Consider the following 20,919-nt stretch of genomic DNA (forward strand, 5'->3'; position numbering starts at 1 on the left):
ACGGGATGGTGCTGGCGAAGCGGGATGCCACCAAGAATCGACAGGCAATATGTGTCGTCGGAGGAGGGCTGGTAGGGCTGTTCACCGCGCTCGCTCTTCAGGAGCGGGGCAAGAATGTCGTTTTGCTGGAACATGCAGAGATCGGCGGTCGGCAGGCAGCATCATTTGGCAATGGCTGCTGGATCAATCCCGGAGCGATCATGCCGATGTCATTACCGGGTCTTTTGTGGCAGGTGCCCGGTTTCCTGCTCAACCCGAATGGTCCTTTCACCATTCGATGGAGGCATCTTCCATCATTGGCGGGATGGCTCCTGCGTTTTTTATGGGCCGGGCGAAGCTGGGAACAGGTAGAAAAGCAGATCAGGCAACGCCTTCCCCTGCTGGATAATCCGGTCAGTCATTATCAAGCGCGCGCGCAACAGGCCGGTGTTCCTGAACTGATTTTGCCGACGGGCACGATGTATGTCTATCGCAGTCGCAAGGAACTGGATGCCGATGCCCGAAGCTGGGAACTGCGAAGAAAAAACGGCATCAAGGTTCGCCTTCTTGAAGCGGATGAATTGAGAAAACGTGAGCCGGAACTCTCGCCTGCCTATCAATACGGCATGATGATCGAGGAGGCGGCTACATTGGCCGACCCTTCGGCGTTTTGTCAGGCTCTGGGGCAATTGTTCACGTCGCGCGGCGGAGAAATCATTCAAGCCGGAGCAACGGGCTTCATCCTCGATGACGGGAAACTCGTGGCTGTCCGGTCAGATCAGGGGGAAATATACTGTAATCAGGCCGTGGTGGCGGCGGGTGCATGGTCCAAGGCACTTGCAGCGAAACTCGGTGATCGTGTTCCTCTCATATCGGAGCGCGGTTATCATGTCACGATCAGCGATCCGGGCTTTCGCATCAATCATGGATTGATGGATGCCGATGGCAAGATGGCAATCGTCATGACCTCGACCGGACTGCGATTTGCCGGACAGGTCGAACTGGCCAGCCTGACGGCGCCGCCGCGATGGAAGCGTGCGCGCATTCAGCTGAAATATGCGAAAAGACTGTTCCCGCCGCTCCGGCAGGGCGTCGAGCTTGAGAGAGCTGCGTATGATCTATGGATGGGGCATCGTCCGTCGACGCCCGACAGCCTGCCGGTCATAAGCCGTTCCAATGCTTCGCCCGATATTGTCTATGCTTTCGGCCACGGCCATACGGGTGTTTCCATGGCGCCTGCAACCGCTAAACTGGTTGGGCAATTGCTTTGCGACGATCCTGAGAGCGATCATCAGGCTCGTGCTTTTTCCATAAAGAGATTTTGATGTCGACGGATCTTCTCTATCTTTCACGCGCGGATGTCGAATGTCTCGTTCCTTCGAGAAGCAGCCTGCGCGCCGCTCTGGCCGAAGCCGTACGCCAGACGGCGTCCGGGCGGCTGAAATTCCTGCCCAAGTCTACTCTCACCTATGCAACCGGCCATAGTTTCCAGTCGATGCCCGCGCTTCTCGACAAGGGCGAAGCTACGGGGTTCGCCACGGTTAAATGGGTTTCCGTCGTGCCGGCCAGGGCTCATTCCAGCCTTGATAATATACATTCGATCATATGCGTTAACGATCTGCACACGGGACAGCCATTGGCCCTCATGGATGGCAATTACATCACCCTCGTCAGAACGGCTGCGCTTTCCGCACTTGCAGCGGAGCATATGCTCGATGGCGAACCTGCGGCACTCGGCTTTATCGGCTGCGGCCAGCAGGCGGCGGAGCATTTATCGGCCTTTCATGACCTTTATCCTTCTCTGCGGCATGTGATCTGTTTTAGCCGCAGCGAACAATCGGCGCAGAAGCTTGCAGCTTCCGCCGAGGCGCTTTCCCTGAAATCGCAGATCACAAAATCGCCGGAATACGTGCTGCAACACAGCGATATAATCATCAGTACCGTTCCTGCCGCTCCGGGTCTTGCTCCCTTTCTCGATGCAGGAATCATGAAAGATGATGCATTGGCGATCATGGTTGATCTGGGCCGCAGCTGGGTTCCCGAAGGTTTTGCGGCTTTCGCGCATATCGCCACGGATAGTCTGGAGCAAAGCGTGCGGCCCTATGACAATCAGGGCAATGAGCTGCAAACGGCCAGAGCGCAGATGGATTTGGAAACCCTTGTGGAACAGCCGCTGAAAGAGCCGGGCAAGAAGGCATTTTTCTTCAAGGGAATCGCTTCCGCTGATCTCGCCATTGCCGCCCTTGTCTATCAAAATGCGCTGGAGGAGAAAAAAGGCCATCGCCTTCCACGCTGATGGCCGCGCTTTTATCGAGGCAGCGCCCCTACAGGCGAGCAGACATAATATGCGTTGAATTGTTGCGATCCGCTTATTAGATCATCTAACGGCGTAGGTACGCCTGGAGATGAGGTTGTTTCGAATATCAAAAAACGTATGGAAGCGAACGATTGCGGTAGCCCTGATCGCAGCATTCCTGTCGATCTCGTTTTCCGTGGGCGTCCGTCTCGTCGTCGGCGCGGAAGCGGACCGTATCACTGATTTCACGCGATTGGCGCTGCCGTTTCTTATCGCGATTCCATTGGGGCTTTTCTGGTTTTCTTATCTGGAAAAAATCGAGGAGTCCTATCGAAAGGCCGTGAAACGGGCGAGCGAACTCGCACGCATCGCGAGCGTCGATCCCTTGACCGGCGTTCTCAACCGGCGCAGTTTCATCGAACAGTTTGAAGCGGCGTCCGGGGCTGGCGTCAAAGGCTGGCTTTTGATCGCCGACATCGATTACCTCAAGAACGTCAATGACCAGTACGGGCATCTGGCCGGAGACGCTGCCGTTATTGCGATAGCGCAGGCGCTGGTTCAGGAACTGCCGCCCGATAGTCTGATCGCGCGCATCGGCGGCGATGAATTTTGTGCCTTCGTGCCGAAAGCATCATGCAGCAATCTGGATGCCGTCGTCGATAATATCAATGTGTCGGCTACCGCCATCTTGCGCAAGACGAGACCTGAAATCACACTACCCGTAACGGCTTCTATCGGCAGTTTTAGCTGCAAACCCAATCAGACATTCGAAGAAATCCTTTCGTCTGCCGATGAGAAGCTTTACCGGAAGAAAAGGGCGCGGGTGCAATAGGCCTGCGTAAAGGAACCATCGGCGAACGATTGACCCCGGCAGGCGTTAATGCCAAAGCGGGTCTGCCTGCCTCAATGGTTCACATAATTCTGCTCTGGAAGACATCATGCAAGAAACTGCTCTCGCCTATTACCTGCATCTGGATGACGGAGAGAGAAAAAGCCATCTTTCCCGCCTGTCGGGGGTTATCGAGGCTCATGCAGAAGAATATGTAAAACTGTTTTACGCGAATTTTCTCAAGGACAAGCAGGCCTCAGTTTTTTTAAGCCAGTCGATCGTGCATCAGCGCTTGAGCCGCTCATTGCATCAATGGTTGCTGGATATGCTGAAAATCACGCCGGGCGAGGGCGTGGCGGAGTTTGCAGAGCGTCAGAAGATGATCGGCGCTATTCATGCCCGCATCAAAATCCCGGTTCATCTGGTGCTTGAGGGGGCGAGCCTCCTGAAAACAGAGATTGCAAAGGCCCTGATGCACGAGAATGCCGATGAGGCCGCGGCCCCCATCACCCTGGTCAATGAACTCATCGATTATGCAATGCTTCATATGAGCAAGGCCTATGTCAAGGACGTGGCCGAGCGTGTGCAGATCGATGAGGCTTATCGGCTGTTCTCGCTGGGGCAGGATGTGGGTCTGGAGCGGGAGACGCAAAAATCCGCGCTCATGGAATGGAGCCAGAACGTTCTGTTCCAGATATTGGGCAATCCCGGGACACTTGAACTGGAACCCTTGTCGAACTCTCCGTTCGGCCTATGGGTGCGGCATCGGGGTGCGGTGATGTTCGAGGATTCCGTCATGCTCAGCCATATCCAGCGAACCATTTCCGAGATCGACGAGAATTTGCTGCCCAGATTTATCGGCAATATCGACCGTTCCGCCGCCGTGGCGCGCCTGCATGTTCTGATTGACGAACTGAAATATCTTCTGAACGACCTGTTCCAGAGTCTGGCGGCGGCTTCGAATGCGCGCGACCCCCTGACCCTCACGCTCACCCGCCGCTTCCTGCCATCGATTCTGGGGCGTGAGGTGACGATGGCGAACGAGCGGAAGACGCCATTGACACTGCTTATGATCGACGTCGATCACTTCAAGAAAATCAATGACAACTGGGGCCACTCCGCCGGCGATCATGTCCTGCGCCAGATGGCGGAAACCATCATAGCCAGCACCCGCGCCTCGGACTATGTGGTGCGCTATGGGGGAGAGGAGTTTCTGGTTATTCTGGTCGAAACCAATGAGAGCGACGGATACGGGATTGCTGAACGCATCCGCGCCGATTTCGAAGCCAGGGAGTTCAGGGTCGCGGATGGAACGTCAATACGGGTCACGATTTCCATCGGCATTGCATGCCATGACGGGCATCCCGACTTCCAGCGCCTGATCGATTCTGCGGACGGTGCCTTATACAACGCGAAATCGGCGGGGCGAAACCGTATCGGGGCAGTTCAGGGGTGAACATGCAGCGCCTTGTTAGCGCTGGTGCGCATTGCTTCAGGCAGAATAGAGCTGGGCTTCAGACTGAATAGAGCTGGCGCTTTTGCTCGTACATCAAAAGGTCCGCGCGCCGGGCGACGGATTCGAGTTTTCCTCCTGCAACCGTCGTCGCCGCGCCGATGGCGATATTGAGCGGCAGCTGGGAATAGTACTGATTGTTGATCTCCACCAGCCGCCTGATGTCTTCCACCATCGTTTCAGCGCCGCGCTCATCCACATAAGGCCGAACGATTGCGAATTCATCCCCGCCGATGCGGGCGGCGTGGCCGGGTTGTTCGACGGCTTCGTTCAAGACCTCGCCGATACGGCGCAGCAATCCATCGCCCGAAGCATGCCCCCAAAGGTCGTTGACGGTCTTCAGCCCGTTCAGGTCGATGATGATGATGGAAACCGGCATATGCGCCTGCCGTTCCAGCCGGTTCAGCTCATCGACATAGAAGGCGCGATTATGCAGCTTGGTCAGCACATCGTGCTTGCCGAGATATTCAAGATAGGCTTCCGCCTTCTTGCGCGCGGTGATGTCGGTGAGGGCCACCTGTACGAGCGACCAGTCCTTTTCGTGACCGGGCAGCACCGAGAATTGCAGCAGAACATGCCGCTCGCTGCCGTCGAGGGCATAATTGACCACCTCGCGGCGCTGGAAAAGAACGCCGTTCCACAGATCGATCAGCTGCTCGCGGAAATGCGTCTCCATCTCGCCGCGAAATATCTGCGGCAGGCATTGCAACAGGGTTGGCTTGTCGGGCGCCAGAAACAGCTCCAGCGTTTCGTTATTGACTTCCAGCACCCGGATTTCGTTCATGCATTGGCGCACGAATTCCGGATGCACATCGGTGAAAACGCGAAAGTCGACAATGCCGCGATGGCGTATGTCGTCCACGAGTTTCTTGATCTGGCTGAAATCCTCGACCCAGAGCGAGACCGGCGAATGGTCAAACAGCCCCTGGGCATGGCGCTTGTGACGCTGCTGCTCGCGCAAGGCGTCCTCGCGTACGGTCACGTCCGCAAGCGAGAGCAGGACGCGATCCCAGCCCTCCTCGTGGCCGGGCAGGATGCGGCCCCTGAGCTGGATGTCGAGACGCCTGCCGTCGAGCGAATAATTGACCGTATTGCTGATGAATGTATCGGAGCCATTCCAGAGCTGCACCATTTCATCGATATGCGGCTCCAGCATGTCGTCGCGGAAGATATGCGCCAGATTGGCAACCAGATGATCGATGTCGTCTGCCGCAAAAAGCGAAAGCGTCTTGCGGTTGACCGCCAGAACGCGGATATGGCTCGTACAGATACGAAGGCGGCTCGTATCTTCCATCAAGAACGCCTTGAGGTCGGTGACGCCCTCAGCCCGCCATGCGTCGAACTGTTTGCGCAGGCCGCTATAGTCTTCAAGCCAAAGGGAAATCGGAGCCAGATCGAAGACGCTGGCTTTGTCGTTCACGGCGGTGTCGATGTTCATCAGGTACCAACTCTAAGCCCGCTTTGTCGAGGCGGATGGCAGTAAAATATCAGGCTGGCCTTATATTATGAAAGATCCGGGTAAGCCAGTTCTTTTGAGCCTGTATTATCGTCATCAACTGCCTTTGGCCGGTTCCTGTTCACGCTTTTGCTGGAAATGCTCTCTTTTCTCCGCATTATCCGGACGCATCGGAGCAGGAAAAGAAATCACTCCAGTGAAGTGATTTCCCTGCGAAGGTGCTACGCAGTTTTGCTGGAAATGCTTGTATCAATACAATCGGGCCATTTCTTCGAGCGACAGCACATCGATGCGCGCGCCGTGGCCGGCAGCGCCAAAGCGTTCGAAACGCTCGGCACAAAGGGTCTCCATCCGCGCAAGGCCGGATTTCATCATCCCGCGTATATCGAATGATGCCGGATTTTCCGTCAGATATTCGCGCGCCGAACCGGTCAGCGCCATGCGCAGGTCGGTGTCGATATTGATCTTGCGAACGCCCATGCGGATGCTGTTTTCGACCTCTTCCAAAGGCACGCCATAGGTCCTGGGGATATTGCCGCCATTGGCATTGATGAGTTCCTGCAATTCTTCAGGCACGGTGGAAGCGCCATGCATGACCAGATGCGTATCGGGCAGGCGGGCATGAATGGCTGCAATCACATCCATGGCAAGGAGATCGCCGGTGGGCTTGCGGGAAAACTTGTAGGCCCCATGTGATGTGCCGATGGCAACGGCGAGCGCATCGACCCCGGTTGCCGCGACGAAATCGAAAGCCTGTTGCGGGTCGGTCAGCAATGCCTCGCGTTCAAGGGTTCCCACAATGCCATGGCCGTCCTCCTGTTCTCCGCCGCCTGTCTCCAGCGAACCCAGCACACCGATTTCGCCCTCGACCGAAACCCCGGCCGCATGGGCGAATGCCACGGTTTTTGCGGTAACGGCCACGTTATAGTCAAAACTGGCGGGCGTTTTGCCATCGGCTTCCAGCGAGCCGTCCATCATGACGCTGGTAAAGCCGAGATCGATGGCGCTCCGGCACATATCCGGGCTGGAGCCATGATCCTGATGCAAGCAGATGGGAACCTTGGGAAAACGCTCGGCGGCGGCTTTCACCATCGCGCTCAGCAATATGTCGTCGGCGTATTTTCTGGCGCTCTGGCTTGCCTGCACGATGACCGGGCTGTCGGTGCGCTCTGCCGCGCGCAGGACTGCCAACAGGGTTTCCAGATTGGTTATGTTGAATGCGGGAATGCCGTAATCATGCGCGGCTGCTTGGTCGAGAAGCTGGCGCAGGGTTGCAAGGGCCATGATAATATATCTCCGGAATGACGAGGCGCTCGGTTCAATTGGGAAAAACGCGATTGATTTCAGCGATCTGTTCTGCGCGCAGCGGCGAAGCTTTTCGGTCGCCGATTATGAAATAGAGCCTGGCTGTTTCCTCCAGCTCTTCATAGGCATGGACCGCCTCTTCCAGCGTCGCGCCTGAAACGATGGGGCCGTGATTGGCCAGCAGCATCGAATGGTGGTTTCTTGATGCCGCGCGCACCTCGTCGGCCAGCGCGCGATCGCCGGGGCGATAATAACGCACCAGAGGAAGCTTGCCCACGCGCATGACATGATAAGCCGTCAGCGGCGGCAGCACGTCGTCCGCCTGTTCGTGGCACAGGCAGGAAACAGCGGTCGAATAGGTGGAATGAAGATGGACGATGGCTTTTGCCGCCGCACGTTCATCGTAAACCGCGAGATGGAAAAAATATTCCTTGGACGGTGCATCGCCGCTGATGAGTTCGCCAGCGGGTGTGATCTTCGCGATGCGGTCCGCTTCCAGAAATCCGAGGCTCGAATTGGTCGGGGTAATCAGGATCGAGCCGTCTTCAAGACGCACGGAAAGGTTTCCGGCGCTGCCATGCGCCAATTGCCTGTTATAAAGCAGCGCCCCCATGCGCACCAGCTTTTCGCGGAGTAACGCTTCCGCACTCATGCGCCGTTCCCTCCGGCCAATGCGCAAAGTGCATCGGTAAAGAAGGCTGGCCCGCCGAAATTGCCGGATTTAAGCGCAAGCGCAATCTCCTTGTCGCGACTGAAGAGCACGGGAACGCCGGGGCTGACCTCCGGGCCGATGGAGAGTTCATCAAGGCCAAGCGCAAGCGCCACTGCGCCGGAGGTTTCGCCGCCTGCCACAACCAGCCTTTGCACGCCACCATCGACCAGTCCGCGCGCCGTTTGGGCAAACAGCGCGTCCAGTTTTTCAGCGACCGCATCGCGGCCATAGCGGCGCTGCGCATGGCCGACTTCTTCGGGTGTCCCCGATGAATAGGCAAGCGGTGCATTGCCGTGATTGGCGGATATGAAATCGATGAGATCGGATGATGTCGTCTGGCCGGACATCACCGCATCGACCGAAATCGCCAGCGTGGGATGATTGCGCGCATGATTGTCGATCTGTCCGCGAGTTGCGCCCGAGCAGCTTCCCGCGAGGATCGCTTCGGGGCCGCGCTGGCCCTTGAACGAACCCAGCCTGCCGGACGCAAGCCCTCTGGCGATGAAATTGCCCGCAAGCCCCAGCGCAATGCCCGAACCGCCCGTCAGAAGCGGGGCATCGGCGCAGGCGCGGCCAATCATCACCAGATCGCTGTTGCTGATGGCATCCACGACCACCAGCGTATCGCCGTCATCGGCGCTTGCCTTGAGTGCGCAACGAATTGCTTCCGGCCCCATGCGCACGGTCGGGCTTGCCACCAGCCCGACATTGGTTTGCGTCTGCAACCGCAGCCAGCGCCGGATGTCGGAATCCGTCATCGGGGTTTGCGGATGGTTTTCCATTCCCGACTGGTTCAGCAAGCGGTCATTGACGAAGAGATGGCCCTGATAGAGCGTCCGTCCCATGGCCGGAAAGGCCGGGCAGACGACGACGCCCCTGACGCCAAGTGCTGCGGCCAGCGCTTCGCCGACCGGGCCGATATTCCCCTTCGGGGTTGAATCGAATGTCGAGCAATATTTGAAGACGAATTGCCTGCAACCCTGCGCTTGCAGCCATGCAAGAGCGGCCAGTGAATCACGAATGGCGATTTCCGGCGCAACCGAGCGGGATTTCAATGAAATAACGCCCGCTTCGACCTCTGGCGCGGCATCCTGTTTTGGAACGCCGATATATTGCGATGTCAGCAAGCCGCCTTCGCCGTTTTGCCCTCTGGCGAGAGTATTGGCGATGTCGCTGGCGCCGGTAAAATCGTCTGCAATTACGCCTAACAGCATCACACCTGCTCCAGAATGAGGGACTTCATCTTCTTCACGGCCGCTTCGGGCGCGGTGAATACGGGCTTGGCAATCGCCCTGCGCACCTCTTCCGCAGCCCGTGAAGTCGAAAAATGCGCCAGCATGATTGCATCATGATCGGCAAGGCGCGGCGCCATTTCCGCGACAAGCCGGTTGTGCGAAGCCGCATCTCCCCTGCGCAGCAGTTCTATGGCGTTAGGCACGACAATGGTTTCCAGCTTGCTGGCGGAACCCGTCTCGGCTGCAAAATTCCCGAACTCTTCTTCCATCGTCGGCACGGCCGGCGCGAAAGTGGCAAGCATGCCGATCCGGTTTCCCTCGGCAATGGCATCGCGAAACATCGCCTCATTGGGACGAAGGATCGGCAAGGGCAGTTCAGCGATCATGCGGTCGATCGCCGGTCCAAAGGCCGAGCATGTCACGAGTATCCCATCGGCGCCGATCCGCACGGCATAACGGCCAAAATCGACAAATCTCGCGATCAGACCTTCGGAAAGCCGCTCGCCTTCCTTTGCGCGGTCAATCGTCAATCCATCGTCGAGCAGATTGACCGCTTCCGCTTCCGGCCACAGCGTGGTCATGGCCGTTTTTATGGGCTCCATCGCCACGGGTGTCGCGTGAAGAAGAACGATGCGGGGGGCTTTCGTGGACATGGTTTACTTCCGATCAGGCAGCGATTTGAGATTGCAGGGGGAGAAGGCCGCAGCGCTCATAGGCATTGGCCGAATAACCGTTCGACAGCAATTCGATAAACCGCTGCGCGGCGAGCGGTTCCCTTGCGTCAGTGAAGATCGCCGCCGAAAAATTGGTCCGTTTTTGCAATGGTTCGGGAAACGGCCCTGCAATCTCCACGCCCTCGATGGACATCAGTTCGCTGATTTGCTGCACGGCGAGATCGGCCTGACCGGAAACGAGCTTTTCAGCGGTGAAGCCGGAAGGGATCGCCAGCGCTCGCTGCTTGACATGATCCGAAATGCCGAGCTGCTCGATGACCTTCAGGAAATGGATGCCGCTTGCCCCGGTCAGGGAATAGGCGACGGAGCGCGCTTGCAGCAGCGCGGTGCGGAAAGCCTCCACGGATGAGAGATCGGGCAGGGGCGCACCCTTGCGAACGGCGATGCCAAACCCTGCCTGCGCAATCGGGCAGATCGTTTCGCGGCTGATGATCCCGCTTTCGGCCAGATCCTCAATCGGCTCGTCTATCGCGATGAGGACATCGCTGCGCGCGCCCAGCCGGACTTTTTCCATCAACAGCCCGGTCGGGTTCCAGAACATCTGGGCATTGTTGCCTGCCTGCGTCCATGCGGGCAGGATATAGCGCTTCATCGCCAGTTCGACGGCGAGCGTGCTCATCACTCGGACAGTTTGTACCAAGACTTCCTCCCGTTTTATCCGCCCGCCTGATGGATTGGGCGCAACGATATTTGTCATTGGCCTGATTACAGAAGTGCTGCGCCGCAAGGTCAACGATTGAACATGGTTTTTCATGAGGTGAAAAATCCGTGCCGGTTCTCTCCTTGAGCCTGGTCGCGCCAGATTGCCCCATGTCCGGCGGCAGCAGCAGCCTTTCAGTCGGCAAGGCGGGGCTGTTTGCGCATGGAAGCAGCGGCAATTTCACAATATGAAAATCATGCTTGCGTAAATTGCGGCTGCTTGACGCTGAACCGCTGCGATCCTACGCTTGAAACATTGGCAGGAGGACCATGATGCAGATCGTAAAAGAACGGCCCTGGGAGGAGGCGCAATTTCGCCAGAACCAATACAGGATGGTGGCAGGGGCAAAGGCCGGACATGACGGAAAAAGCATTCAATCGGTCGATCGCGCCCTGTCGATCATGGAAGCGCTGTCGCTCAGCGACACGCCGCTCATGCTCAACGAGATCGCCAAGCTGACCGGCATCAATCTTTCGACCTGTCACCACCTGATCAAGACGATGGTGAAGCGCGGCTATATCGTTTATGCTGGCCGCAGCAACGGTTATTTGCTGAGCACGAAGCTTGAAGCCATTGCCCAGCGTTCCGTGCGCGAATTCAATCTGGTGGAATTCGTTCGCCCGAAATTACAGGAACTGAACCTTGATCTGCGCGAAGCCGTTCAGATGGCGGTTCTCAGAGGATCGGCCCTGGTGACGCATATTCGCATGGCATCTCATATCGCGCCTGCACTGGATCATCGTGATCATGCAAGCCTGCATGCATCCCACGCGCTGGCCACCGGAAAGGCGATCCTCGCCTGGCTGCCGGAAGCGGAACTGGCGCGGGTGCTCACCGATAATGGAATGACTTCCTTTACCGATGCGACGATAAATTCGCTCGGCGCCATCATCGAGGAACTCCGGCTGGTCCGCCGTTCCGGTTTTGCGATGGATGACGGCGAATACCGGACCGATTCAGTGGGTTATGGCGCTGCGGTTCGCGATATGTCGGGTGCCGTGGTCTGTTCGGTGGGCGCTATCATTCCCAAAAAGCGCGCAAGCGACGCATACCGGCAGCACGTGGCGAATGCGGTCGTGAACTGCGCGCGCGAACTTTCGGGGCGCATGCCGGCAGGATGCTTCGTGTAGAATATAAACGGATAGGCATTTTGTTGCCTGTCAGTTTTCATAATATAAAATAACACTCTGAATAAGAGACACTATCCCAGATAAAGCATAGTAACTTCTATAAATAGTAATAATGTCGGGAGTTGATCATGGGTTCACAAGTAGCGGATATTGGGGTTATTGGTCTTGGCACCATGGGCGCCATGCTTTCTCTGAATTTTGCAGAAAAAGGGTCTGATGTTGCTGTTTTCAACCGGACGGTTGCCAAGGCGGATAAATTGCGCGAGGACAATCCCGAGCTTGCGCCGCGCCTTCATCCCCGGCACTCCCTTGAAGACTTCGTCGCAGCCCTGCGCACGCCGCGCGTGATCGTCCTGATGGTCAATGCCGGACACGCGGTCGATGAGCAGCTTGAGCATCTTGCTCCCCTGCTGGAAAAGGGCGACATCGTCATCGATGCGGGCAATACCGACTTCAATGATACGGTCGCCCGAAACCGGCGCTGGGACGAAACAGGCATCCATTTCGTCGGCATGGGCGTATCGGGTGGCGAGCAGGGCGCACGGCATGGCCCGTCGATCATGGTGGGCGGGGATCGCCGCGTCTGGAGCCGCCTGAAGCCGCTGCTTGAACCAATTTCCGCAAAATATGAGGGCAGCCCTTGCGTTGCATGGCTGGGGCCAGACGGGGCGGGGCATTTTGTCAAGACGATCCATAACGGCATCGAATATGCCGATATGCAGATGATCGCCGAAATATACAGCATCATGCGCGATGGCCCCGGCCTTTCAGCCAGCGAAATGTCGGAGATTTTCCGCGACTGGAATAGGCGCGGGCTGTCGTCCTACCTGATCGAAATCAGCGCGGTCGTTCTGGCGGAAGCCGATCCCGATACCGGCAAGCCGCTGGTCGATGTCATTCTCGATGAAGCAGGCCAGAAAGGCACCGGCCGCTGGTCGGTCATCGAAGCGCAGAAGCTCGGAGTCGGCGCGACCACGCTGGAAGCTGCGGTTTCTGCGCGCGGCATTTCATCGCTGCGTCCAGAGCGTCTTGAGGCGAGCCGGATTTATGGGAATATTGCACTTGCGGCCAATGAATTCGGCAAGGATCAGCAGGCTATCGCCGAGCTTGAATCCGCCCTTGAGACGGCGAAAATCATCGCCTATGCGCAGGGCTATGCCATCATGTCGGCGGCTTCGAAAGAATATGGCTGGGATTTGCCGCTGGGCGAAATCGCCCGCATCTGGCGCGCGGGCTGCATCATCCGCTCTATCTTCCTTCAGGATATTACCAAAGCCTATGAATCGGGCGCGCCGGTCGTCAATCTGCTTCAGGAGCCATCTTTCGCAAAGCGCGTAAGTGCGGGGCAGCAGGCTTTGCGCAATGTGGTCGCCAAGGCGGCTGCGGCAGGCATCCCGGTGCCCGCACTTTCGGCGGCGCTGGCCTATTTTGACGATTATCGGCGCGCGCGCGGATCGGCCAATCTCATTCAGGGCCAGCGCGATCTGTTCGGCGCGCATACTTTCCGCCGACTGGATGCGGAAGGCACCTTCCATCACCAGTGGCCTGCCGTTTGAGGCGGGCCGGCGCGCCGGTGGCAATGATCAGTCCTGTTCATGCGGCGCGATGAGTTCGAGGCAGCAGGGCTGTCGCATTGATCGAGTGCGACAGCCGCGCCTGACACGAGCCGGAATAACCGGCCAGATTTCAAATTTCTCCTTCCCTCCATACAGGCCCCACATTGAGGAATGTATCGATGCCCCTTTCCCTTGAAAACTATCTGGATGATGCTGCGAATACGCCGGAGCTGAAACCCGTTGCAAAAACCCTTGTGGAACTGACCAGGGCGGCGGTGAAGGTTCAGCAGGCGATTTCGACCGCAGGCATATCCCATACGGACGGCAGCGCCGTGCCGGAGCAAAACGCCAGCGGCGAGACGCAGAAGGCGCTCGATATATTTGCCGATGAAGCATTTTTGCAGGCAGCGAAAAATGCACCCGTCTTCTCCTATGGCTCGGAAGAGCAGGAAGAGCCGGTCGTGCTTGGTGCGGGTGAACTGGCTCTTGCCATCGACCCGCTGGATGGCTCGTCCAATATCGAGACCAATGTTTCGGTCGGGACCATCTTTTCGCTGCTGCCGGTTCTCCCCGCACACAAAGTGATGGCTTGCGAAGCCTACAGGCAACCGGGCAACAGGCAGCTTGCCGCGGGCTTTTTTGTCTATGGAGCGCAGCTCCTGCTGGTTCTCACGCTGGGGGCGGGGACGCGCATTTTCATCTATCAGCCGAAAAGTGGCGGCTTTTTTCTGCTGAACGCCGAAACGTCTCTCCCCGGTGACAGCCGGGAATATTCGATCAATGCATCCAACCGGCGCTTTTGGCCGTCTTCTGTCGCCCGTTATATCGAGGATCTGGAGGCGGGCGAAGACGGGCCGCGTGGGCGCAATTTCGGAATGCGTTACGTCGGCTCGCTGGTTGCCGATACATATCGCATTCTGCAACGCGGCGGTGTTTTTCTTTATCCCGCCGATGAGCGTCAGGGCTATGCGAAAGGCCGTCTGCGGCAAACCTATGAGGCAAATCCGATAGCCTTCTGCATCGAGCAGGCAGGCGGGGCTGCAACAAACGGCACGGCGCGTATTCTCGACCTTGTGCCGGATGGTCTGCATGCCCGCACGCCCTTCATCTTCGGCACGCAGGGCGAAGTGGCGCTCATTGCGGAATATGCTGGCTTGCCGACCGCTTGAGAGCGGATTTGATCTCCGATTTTTATCCCTGATTTTCACCCCCGATTTTCATAATGCGAAATAGCCATCTGCTTCGTTGACCATGGTCGATCATGGGGCGATAGTTCATGTAGATATAAGTATAGATATTGGTATATCGCGCTTCCTTATTTGAAAGTGAAGTTTGCTTATATTTGAAGTGCGCCAAAGTATAAATAATCTAATAGAGGTATACTTTGGCTTGAGCCGCATGAAAATCATTCTTTGGAGGAGAAGCGGTATGCCGCAGGCAGCGAATGTAAAAACACATCCGGATTATCCCATCCCGGAAAAGATGAAAGCCTGGGTGTTGGGTGATCCCGGCCAGCTTTCCCTTGTCGAAAAGGCCGTGCCTACCCCTAAAAAAGCTGAAGTTCTGGTGCGTATCGATGCGGTTGCAATCTGCGCGACCGATTTCGAAATCATCGAGCATGGACCGCCGGCCATGATCGAGGGCGGTGCGCCGTTTAACAAGAATTACACCCCCGGACATGAATATATGGGGACGGTCGTCGCATTGGGCCCCGGTGTTGACGAGTTCAGGATCGGCGAGCGCGTTACCGTTGAAATTCACGCCGGTTGCGGACAGTGCAAGCGCTGCCGTCAGGGCATGTATACGTCCTGCCACAATTACGGAAAAAACTACGGCGACGTCGACAAGGGCCACCGCGCAAACGGTTTCACGACCGATGGCGGCTTCTGCGAATATCAGGTCAACAACATCAATACGCTTATTCATGTCGATGATGCGATGAGCGACGAGGAGGCCACGCTTGTCGTAACGGCCGGAACCTCGATGTACGGATTGACCGAACTTGGCGGACTGGTTGCAGGTGACGCTGTCGTGGTAAGCGGACCCGGTCCCATTGGCCTGCTTGGCGCTGCGGTCGCAAAGGCGCTTGGTGCGCAGCCTGTCATTCTGACCGGCACGCGCGACAATCGTCTGGAAATGGGCAAGCGGCTTGGTGCCGACCATGTGATCAATGTGCGCAAGGAAAATGTGGTGGAAGCCGTCCGCCGCATCACGGACGGAAAGGGTGCGGATTTCGTCGTCGAATGTTCAGGCGCGCCCAATGCGGTCAACGAAGCGGCACAGATGCTCAATCGCGGCGGCAAGATTTGCCTTGCCGCTTTCCCGAGCGAAGAAGTGCCGATCGATGTCGCCTATCTGGTCCGCAACAATATCTATCTCTACGGCATTCGTGGAGAAGGTAAGTCGGCGACGCATCGCGCGGAAGCGTTCATGCGCCAGAAGCGCTTTGATGCCACGATCATCCATACCCATACTTTCGATATGGAAGATCTGCCCGAGGCTCTGCGTTATGCGAAAGACCGCGTCGATGACGCCATCAAGGTCGTCGTAAAAAACAAGAGGGCTGCGCAAATGGCGCAGGCCGCCGAATAACTTCCAGAGCCAGTGCCGTCGGCCCGGCACTGGCTTCCTCATCGATATGTCCGGCAAAAGGCAGCGCAATATAAACGGTGCTGGTTGGAGGTTGCAGGGTCTGGATCGAGGAAGGAAAGGGAGTTGAAGCAATCATTCTCTGGGAGGAGAAAATGGTGCAAGCAAATACAATCGACAACACCCCAAAAAAGGGCTTTGCACGAACCTGGCTCGGCAAGCTGTACGTGCAGGTCATCATCGGCGTGATTATCGGAACCATGATCGGCTATTTCGAGCCGCAGCTCGGCGTGATGCTCAAGCCGTTTGGCGACGTGTTCATCCGCGCGATCAAGCTCATCGTCACACCGATCATATTCCTGACCATCGTCGTTGGTATCGCGACGATCGGCGATATGCGCAAGATCGCCAATATCGGCGTCAAGTCGCTGATCTATTTCGAAGTCGCTTCCACAATCGCCTTGCTGATCGGAATGTTCGTCGCCAATGTCTGGCCAGTTGGCCGCGGCATCAATGCCGATCCGGCAACGCTCGATGCAGGCGCGGTTTCCACCTATGTCACCAAGGGTGGAGAAGTCACGCTGGTCGAATTCCTGATCAATATCATCCCCAACACATTCGTCGCGCCTTTCGTCAGCGGCGAGATTCTGCCCGTGCTGTTCGTCGCGGTCCTGTTCGGCCTCGGGCTTTGCAAGCTCGGCGACCGGGCGAAGCCGTTTGTCGGCATGCTGGATACGGCATCGCACGCATTGTTTGGCATGGTCAACATCATCATGCGGGCCGCGCCGCTGGGCGCTGCAGGCGCCATGGCTTTCACCATCGGCAAATACGGCATTGGCACATTGATGAGCCTCGGCGAGCTGGTGCTTGCGGTCTACCTCGTCAGTGTCCTTTTCGTCATCTTCATTCTTGGCGGGTTCCTGCGCCTTGCCGGTTTCAACCTTTTCAAAGTGCTGTCCTACTTCAAGGATGAGATTCTCGTCGTGTTCGCCGCCACATCGGCAGAGACGATGATCCCGCGCAGCATGGCGAAGCTTGAGCATCTGGGCGTGCGCAAGGAAGTGGTCGGACTGGTCATTCCCACCGGCTTTTCCTTCAACATGGACGGAACCGCGATCTATATGACCATGGCCGTCCTGTTCATTGCCCATGCGACCAATATCGAACTGTCGCTGGCGCAGCAGCTGACCATTCTGTTCATCATGCTGTTCACCTCCAAGGGTGCAGCCGGTGTCACGGGCGGCGGCTTCATCGCACTTGCCGCAACCATGCCCGCAGTCGGCGTCCTGCCGGTGGCTGGCCTTGCCCTGCTGATCGGCGTGGACCGCTTCATGGCGGAAATCCGCGCAGCGACCAACCTGACGAGCAACATCATTGCAACGCTGGTCATCGGACGCTGGGTCGGGGCCGTCGATAATGAGCGCGCCAAGGCCATTCTCGACAGCGGTGAAATGCCGGAAAGCTTCGTGCCGAAGGAAACGGGATCCCTCGCACCCGTGCGCGGAATGGCCCAGCCGGTCGCGAGCGCCTGAATCAAGAACCTGAAGCCGCTCGCAATGGATCGGAGCGGCTGCTGAACCCCTCCAACAAGCCAATGACAACATTCCGGTCACGCGTTCATTCGACAGTGACCGGAATGCAAGGAAAGGAAATTTGCCATGAGCTTTGCATTTTCAGAAGGAAATCCCGTCGAGGATACTTCAAGACGACACAAGCCGCCCTTCGACACGGACCGTCTGGATCGTTTGATGGAGGAAGCCAATCTCGACGCATTGCTGGTGACGTCCAAGCATAGCATCCAGTATCTTCTCGGCGGCTACAGGTTCTTCTTTTATGACTACATGGATGCCCATGGATTGAGCCGTTATCTGCCCTTCTTCATCTATGTAAAAGGTCGCCCGCTCGATTCCGCCTATGTCGGCGCGCCTATGGAACGATATGAAAAGCAGCTTGGCAGCTTCTGGGTATCCAACCTCAATCTCAAGAACTATGTAAGCCCCGGTTATGCGGGGGCTGCGGCTGAATTGCTCAGGAACATTCAGGGCGGAAAAGGCCGCATCGGCATTGAGGTCGGTTTCATGCCGATCGATGCCTATCAGGTGCTGAGCGAGCAATTGCCGGACGCCAGGCTGGTGGATGCGACCTACACGCTGGAAGTCCTGCGCGCGCTAAAGACGCCAGAGGAACTGAAAATCCTGCGCGAAGCATCGGAAAAGGTGGTCGATTCCATGCTGGCCGTCATTTCCAGGCACGGTCCGGGCGTAAGCAAGCTGGCGCTGTTTGAAGCGCTGCGGCAGGAGGAAACCGCGCGGGGGCTGAAATTCGAATATGCGCTGACGAATATCGGCACCGCATTCAACCGCGCTCCCTATGACAAAGTCTGGGAAGATGGTGAAACGCTGGCGCTTGATTCAGGCGGCAATTACAAGGGCTATATCGGCGATGTGTGCCGCATGGCCTATACGAAGGAACCCGATCAGGAACTGATCGATCTTCTGGGGCAGGTCGAACTGGTGCAGCAGACGGCGCGAAAGAACCTGCGCCCGGGCACGCGCGGCGGCGATATATTTGAAAACGCCAATGATGCGCTGGCCAAATGTTCGGCGAACAACAAGATGTTCTTCTCCGCCCATGGCATGGGCATCGTCAGCCATGAAGCGCCCTGGCTGATGAGCACGGCTGTTCCCAATTATCCGGCGCATCATCGCGAGCAGCCGCTTGAGGAAGGGATGGTGATTTCCATTGAAACGGAACTTCACCACACCGAACGCGGCTTCATCAAGCTTGAGGATACGGTGGCGATTACGGCGACCGGATGCGAAGGCTTCGGCGATCATGGTCGCGGCTGGAATATTGCCGGGCAATAATATCCGATATTATCATGCTCTACGGCGTCGCATCGCATGTTTGCGACGCCGGACTTTTCCCTGAAGATTACTGACAAACAGGTTTGGCAGACATGGCTGGCTTCAAATATAGCGCTCACATAGGTTATTTGTTCACGGAAATGCCGCTGGCTGAACGCATTGCGGCAGCGGCGCGCCATGGTTTCGCCGCTGTTGAATATCCTTCGCCCTATCATGTGCCTGCACAGGAAGTGGCGGACTGGCTTCGCGCGGCCAATGTCGCCTATACGCAGTTCGGCCTTCATGCAGGCAATGCTGAGCGCGGCGAAAAGGGGATCGCCATATTCCCCGAACGCCGCGAGGAGTTTCGCCAGAGCGTTGCAAGCGGCCTCGACTATGCCAAAACCATCGGCGTTCGCATGGTTCATGCCATGGCGGGCATCGTCCCGACCGGCGATCGCAAGCCGCATCATTGGGAAACCTATATCGAAAATCTTGCCTATGCAGCGCAGCAAGCGGCGCGCCATGGTATTACAATTATCGTGGAGCCCATGAGCGCGGGCGCTGTCCCCGATTATTTCATCGAGACGCCTGAAAAGGCAGTCAAGGCCATCGAGGAAGCCGGGCAGTCCAATATCGCCCTGTTGCTTGATATTTATCATACGGTCAGCATGGGGCTCGATCCAGACGAACAGATCAGGAAATACGCTCCCTCTATAGCCCATGTTCATATTGCCGATTTTCCGGGCCGTCATGAGCCGGGAACGGGAACCATCGATTTTGCTTCCATCCGCCAGACGCTCGATGAGGTGGGCTATAAAGGCTGGCTGGGATGCGAATATTCGCCGGAAGGTCAAACGCAAGCAGGGCTTGGCTGGCTGAAAGAAGCCATCTCCTCTGCTTCAACACATGCAGTTTTTTGAGGCCATCATGAATTCCAAACTTGCACAGCTCAAGCAAATCACCGTCGTTGTCGCGGATACCGGCAATATTGAAGGCATCAGGAAATTGAAGCCGATTGATTGCACGACCAACCCGTCGATCATTCTCAAGACACTTTCCTCCGCCGGCGCGGAAGATTTGTTCGATGAGGCCATGTTGTGGGGGGCAAGGCAGGTCGGCTCGCAGGAAGCGATTACGAAAGCCATTGCCGACCGGCTTGCGGTATCGGTGGGCGCTAGGCTTGCGGCAGAAGTGCCCGGTCGCGTCTCGACGGAGGTGGATGCGGACCTCTCCTTCAATGTCGCAGCTTCCATTGAACAGGCAAAGCGGATCATCGCCGATTATGAGCAGCGCGGCGTGGGCCGTGAGCGCGTCCTCATTAAGCTTGCGGCAACATGGGAAGGAATAAAGGCAGCGGAAACCCTGCAAAAAGAAGGCATCGACTGCAATCTGACCCTGATCTTTTCGCTTGCTCAGGCGATTGCCTGCGCCAATGCAGGTGTCTTTCTGATTTCGCCTTTCGTGGGCCGCATTCTCGACTGGCACACCAAGACAAGCGGAAAAACCTACACAGCCGAAACCGATCCCGGCGTGCTCTCGGTCAAGACGATCTATAATTATTACAAGTCCAACAATATCAGGACAATCGTCATGGGGGCGTCGTTCCGCAATGCTGGCGAGATAGAGGCGCTGGCCGGGTGTGATCGCCTGACGATTGCGCCTGCACTCCTTGAGGAGCTTGAGGCGGATAATGGCACGCTCACCCGTCAGCTTGCGCCGGAGAATGTGCCCACGCTCAAGCCGGTTTCGATGAGCGAAGAACGATTCCGCTGGGCGATGAACGAAGATGCGATGGCGACGGAAAAGCTTGCAGAAGGTATCCGGCTGTTCGCAAAAGACCTCAATGCCCTGCGCACGATCATCCGCAAACGGATCATCAGCGTCGCGGCATAAGACAAATAGGCAGGACGTTTCAGCTGGAGCACTTTGACGATCTTTACGCCCGGCTTGTCACATGTGATTAGCGCGCCTTTTGGACTGATTGCGGCGTTTTTTGGCTTTCAAGCCGCGTCGCGCATGTGCTTCTATGCGGGTCT

The 20,919-nt window shown here is 57.1% G+C and carries 18 protein-coding genes; 12 read left to right on the forward strand and 6 right to left on the reverse strand.

Translation table 11 applies throughout. The features are described from left to right. Positions 1–5 precede the first annotated feature (5 nt). The 4 genes from DKP76_RS04645 to DKP76_RS04660 all read left to right on the forward strand — a co-directional run bounded on the left by DKP76_RS04645 (position 6) and on the right by DKP76_RS04660 (position 4,560). Entirely contained in the window at positions 6–1,304 is a 1,299-nt protein-coding gene (locus DKP76_RS04645) for an NAD(P)/FAD-dependent oxidoreductase (protein ID WP_109705293.1), read from the forward strand. Next, positions 1,304–2,275, forward strand: coding sequence for an NAD(P)-binding domain-containing protein (locus DKP76_RS04650; RefSeq protein ID WP_109705294.1), 972 nt, complete (start codon positions 1,304–1,306; stop codon positions 2,273–2,275). Before DKP76_RS04645 ends, DKP76_RS04650 begins: the two co-directional genes overlap by 1 nt. A 115-nt stretch (positions 2,276–2,390) precedes the next feature. Then, entirely contained in the window at positions 2,391–3,107 is a 717-nt protein-coding gene (locus tag DKP76_RS04655; protein WP_425349364.1) for a GGDEF domain-containing protein, read from the forward strand. 106 nt (positions 3,108–3,213) lie between these two features. After that, the gene (locus DKP76_RS04660) at positions 3,214–4,560 is read left to right on the forward strand and encodes a GGDEF domain-containing protein (RefSeq protein ID WP_109705296.1); all 1,347 of its coding nucleotides are present in this window, start codon (positions 3,214–3,216) and stop codon (positions 4,558–4,560) included. Positions 4,561–4,618: 58 nt separating this feature from the next. On the opposite strand, the gene DKP76_RS04665 is transcribed toward DKP76_RS04660, so the two are convergent. The 6 genes from DKP76_RS04665 to DKP76_RS04690 all read right to left on the reverse strand — a co-directional run bounded on the left by DKP76_RS04665 (position 4,619) and on the right by DKP76_RS04690 (position 10,699). Beyond that, positions 4,619–6,055, reverse strand: a complete 1,437-nt coding sequence (locus tag DKP76_RS04665) for a sensor domain-containing diguanylate cyclase (RefSeq protein ID WP_109705297.1) — start codon at positions 6,053–6,055, stop codon at positions 4,619–4,621. Positions 6,056–6,322: 267 nt separating this feature from the next. Further along, positions 6,323–7,357, reverse strand: coding sequence for a class II fructose-bisphosphate aldolase (gene fba / locus DKP76_RS04670; RefSeq protein WP_109705298.1), 1,035 nt, complete (start codon positions 7,355–7,357; stop codon positions 6,323–6,325). A 34-nt stretch (positions 7,358–7,391) separates the two neighbouring features. Further along, on the reverse strand, positions 7,392–8,030 hold the full coding sequence (otnC, locus tag DKP76_RS04675) for a 3-oxo-tetronate 4-phosphate decarboxylase (RefSeq protein ID WP_109705299.1): 639 nt from the start codon (positions 8,028–8,030) through the stop codon (positions 7,392–7,394). Next, complete coding sequence (otnK, locus tag DKP76_RS04680) at positions 8,027–9,304, reverse strand: 3-oxo-tetronate kinase (protein WP_109705300.1); 1,278 nt, start codon at positions 9,302–9,304, stop codon at positions 8,027–8,029. Before otnK ends, otnC begins: the two co-directional genes overlap by 4 nt. Next, positions 9,304–9,978 carry an aspartate/glutamate racemase family protein gene (locus DKP76_RS04685; RefSeq protein WP_109705301.1) on the reverse strand — a complete coding sequence of 225 codons (675 nt, stop codon included), beginning with the start codon at positions 9,976–9,978 and terminating at the stop codon, positions 9,304–9,306. Before DKP76_RS04685 ends, otnK begins: the two co-directional genes overlap by 1 nt. A 13-nt stretch (positions 9,979–9,991) precedes the next feature. Next, positions 9,992–10,699 carry a molybdate ABC transporter substrate-binding protein gene (locus DKP76_RS04690; RefSeq protein WP_158279412.1) on the reverse strand — a complete coding sequence of 236 codons (708 nt, stop codon included), beginning with the start codon at positions 10,697–10,699 and terminating at the stop codon, positions 9,992–9,994. A 329-nt stretch (positions 10,700–11,028) separates the two neighbouring features. Between DKP76_RS04690 and DKP76_RS04695 the strand changes: the two genes are divergently transcribed. The 8 genes from DKP76_RS04695 (at position 11,029) to tal (ending at position 20,776) form a co-directional block, all read left to right on the forward strand. Then, entirely contained in the window at positions 11,029–11,889 is an 861-nt protein-coding gene (locus DKP76_RS04695) for an IclR family transcriptional regulator (RefSeq protein ID WP_109705303.1), read from the forward strand. Positions 11,890–12,017: 128 nt separating this feature from the next. Continuing rightward, positions 12,018–13,445, forward strand: a complete 1,428-nt coding sequence (gene gndA, locus DKP76_RS04700; RefSeq protein WP_109705304.1) for an NADP-dependent phosphogluconate dehydrogenase — start codon at positions 12,018–12,020, stop codon at positions 13,443–13,445. Positions 13,446–13,624: 179 nt separating this feature from the next. Next, positions 13,625–14,614, forward strand: a complete 990-nt coding sequence (locus tag DKP76_RS04705; RefSeq protein WP_109705305.1) for a class 1 fructose-bisphosphatase — start codon at positions 13,625–13,627, stop codon at positions 14,612–14,614. A gap of 259 nt (positions 14,615–14,873) precedes the next feature. Beyond that, positions 14,874–16,037, forward strand: coding sequence for a zinc-dependent alcohol dehydrogenase (locus DKP76_RS04710; RefSeq protein WP_109705306.1), 1,164 nt, complete (start codon positions 14,874–14,876; stop codon positions 16,035–16,037). 152 nt (positions 16,038–16,189) lie between these two features. Further along, a complete protein-coding gene (gene dctA, locus DKP76_RS04715; protein ID WP_109705307.1) occupies positions 16,190–17,566 on the forward strand; it encodes a C4-dicarboxylate transporter DctA in 1,377 nt (458 codons plus the stop codon). Positions 17,567–17,692: 126 nt separating this feature from the next. Next, on the forward strand, positions 17,693–18,901 hold the full coding sequence (locus tag DKP76_RS04720; RefSeq protein ID WP_109705308.1) for a M24 family metallopeptidase: 1,209 nt from the start codon (positions 17,693–17,695) through the stop codon (positions 18,899–18,901). Between the two features lie 92 nt (positions 18,902–18,993). Further along, a complete protein-coding gene (locus tag DKP76_RS04725) occupies positions 18,994–19,803 on the forward strand; it encodes a hydroxypyruvate isomerase family protein (protein ID WP_109705309.1) in 810 nt (269 codons plus the stop codon). 7 nt (positions 19,804–19,810) lie between these two features. Beyond that, the gene (tal, locus tag DKP76_RS04730) at positions 19,811–20,776 is read left to right on the forward strand and encodes a transaldolase (RefSeq protein WP_109705834.1); all 966 of its coding nucleotides are present in this window, start codon (positions 19,811–19,813) and stop codon (positions 20,774–20,776) included. Positions 20,777–20,919: the final 143 nt, after the last annotated feature.

Source organism: Falsochrobactrum shanghaiense (genome assembly GCF_003149535.1).
GTDB classification, from domain to species: Bacteria; Pseudomonadota; Alphaproteobacteria; order Rhizobiales; family Rhizobiaceae; genus Brucella; species Brucella shanghaiense.

What these genes read in the sequence shown, in the direction of transcription:
- DKP76_RS04645 (WP_109705293.1), top strand. Translation starts at nt 6, where the DNA reads ATGGTGCTGGCGAAGCGGGATGCCACCAAGAATCGACAGGCAATATGT.
- DKP76_RS04650 (WP_109705294.1), top strand. Translation starts at nt 1,304, where the DNA reads ATGTCGACGGATCTTCTCTATCTTTCACGCGCGGATGTCGAATGTCTC.
- DKP76_RS04660 (WP_109705296.1), top strand. Translation starts at nt 3,214, where the DNA reads ATGCAAGAAACTGCTCTCGCCTATTACCTGCATCTGGATGACGGAGAG.
- DKP76_RS04665 (WP_109705297.1), bottom strand. Translation starts at nt 6,055, where the DNA reads ATGAACATCGACACCGCCGTGAACGACAAAGCCAGCGTCTTCGATCTG.
- fba (WP_109705298.1), bottom strand. Translation starts at nt 7,357, where the DNA reads ATGGCCCTTGCAACCCTGCGCCAGCTTCTCGACCAAGCAGCCGCGCAT.
- otnC (WP_109705299.1), bottom strand. Translation starts at nt 8,030, where the DNA reads ATGAGTGCGGAAGCGTTACTCCGCGAAAAGCTGGTGCGCATGGGGGCG.
- otnK (WP_109705300.1), bottom strand. Translation starts at nt 9,304, where the DNA reads ATGCTGTTAGGCGTAATTGCAGACGATTTTACCGGCGCCAGCGACATC.
- DKP76_RS04685 (WP_109705301.1), bottom strand. Translation starts at nt 9,978, where the DNA reads ATGTCCACGAAAGCCCCCCGCATCGTTCTTCTTCACGCGACACCCGTG.
- DKP76_RS04695 (WP_109705303.1), top strand. Translation starts at nt 11,029, where the DNA reads ATGATGCAGATCGTAAAAGAACGGCCCTGGGAGGAGGCGCAATTTCGC.
- gndA (WP_109705304.1), top strand. Translation starts at nt 12,018, where the DNA reads ATGGGTTCACAAGTAGCGGATATTGGGGTTATTGGTCTTGGCACCATG.
- DKP76_RS04705 (WP_109705305.1), top strand. Translation starts at nt 13,625, where the DNA reads ATGCCCCTTTCCCTTGAAAACTATCTGGATGATGCTGCGAATACGCCG.
- DKP76_RS04710 (WP_109705306.1), top strand. Translation starts at nt 14,874, where the DNA reads ATGCCGCAGGCAGCGAATGTAAAAACACATCCGGATTATCCCATCCCG.
- dctA (WP_109705307.1), top strand. Translation starts at nt 16,190, where the DNA reads ATGGTGCAAGCAAATACAATCGACAACACCCCAAAAAAGGGCTTTGCA.
- DKP76_RS04720 (WP_109705308.1), top strand. Translation starts at nt 17,693, where the DNA reads ATGAGCTTTGCATTTTCAGAAGGAAATCCCGTCGAGGATACTTCAAGA.
- DKP76_RS04725 (WP_109705309.1), top strand. Translation starts at nt 18,994, where the DNA reads ATGGCTGGCTTCAAATATAGCGCTCACATAGGTTATTTGTTCACGGAA.
- tal (WP_109705834.1), top strand. Translation starts at nt 19,811, where the DNA reads ATGAATTCCAAACTTGCACAGCTCAAGCAAATCACCGTCGTTGTCGCG.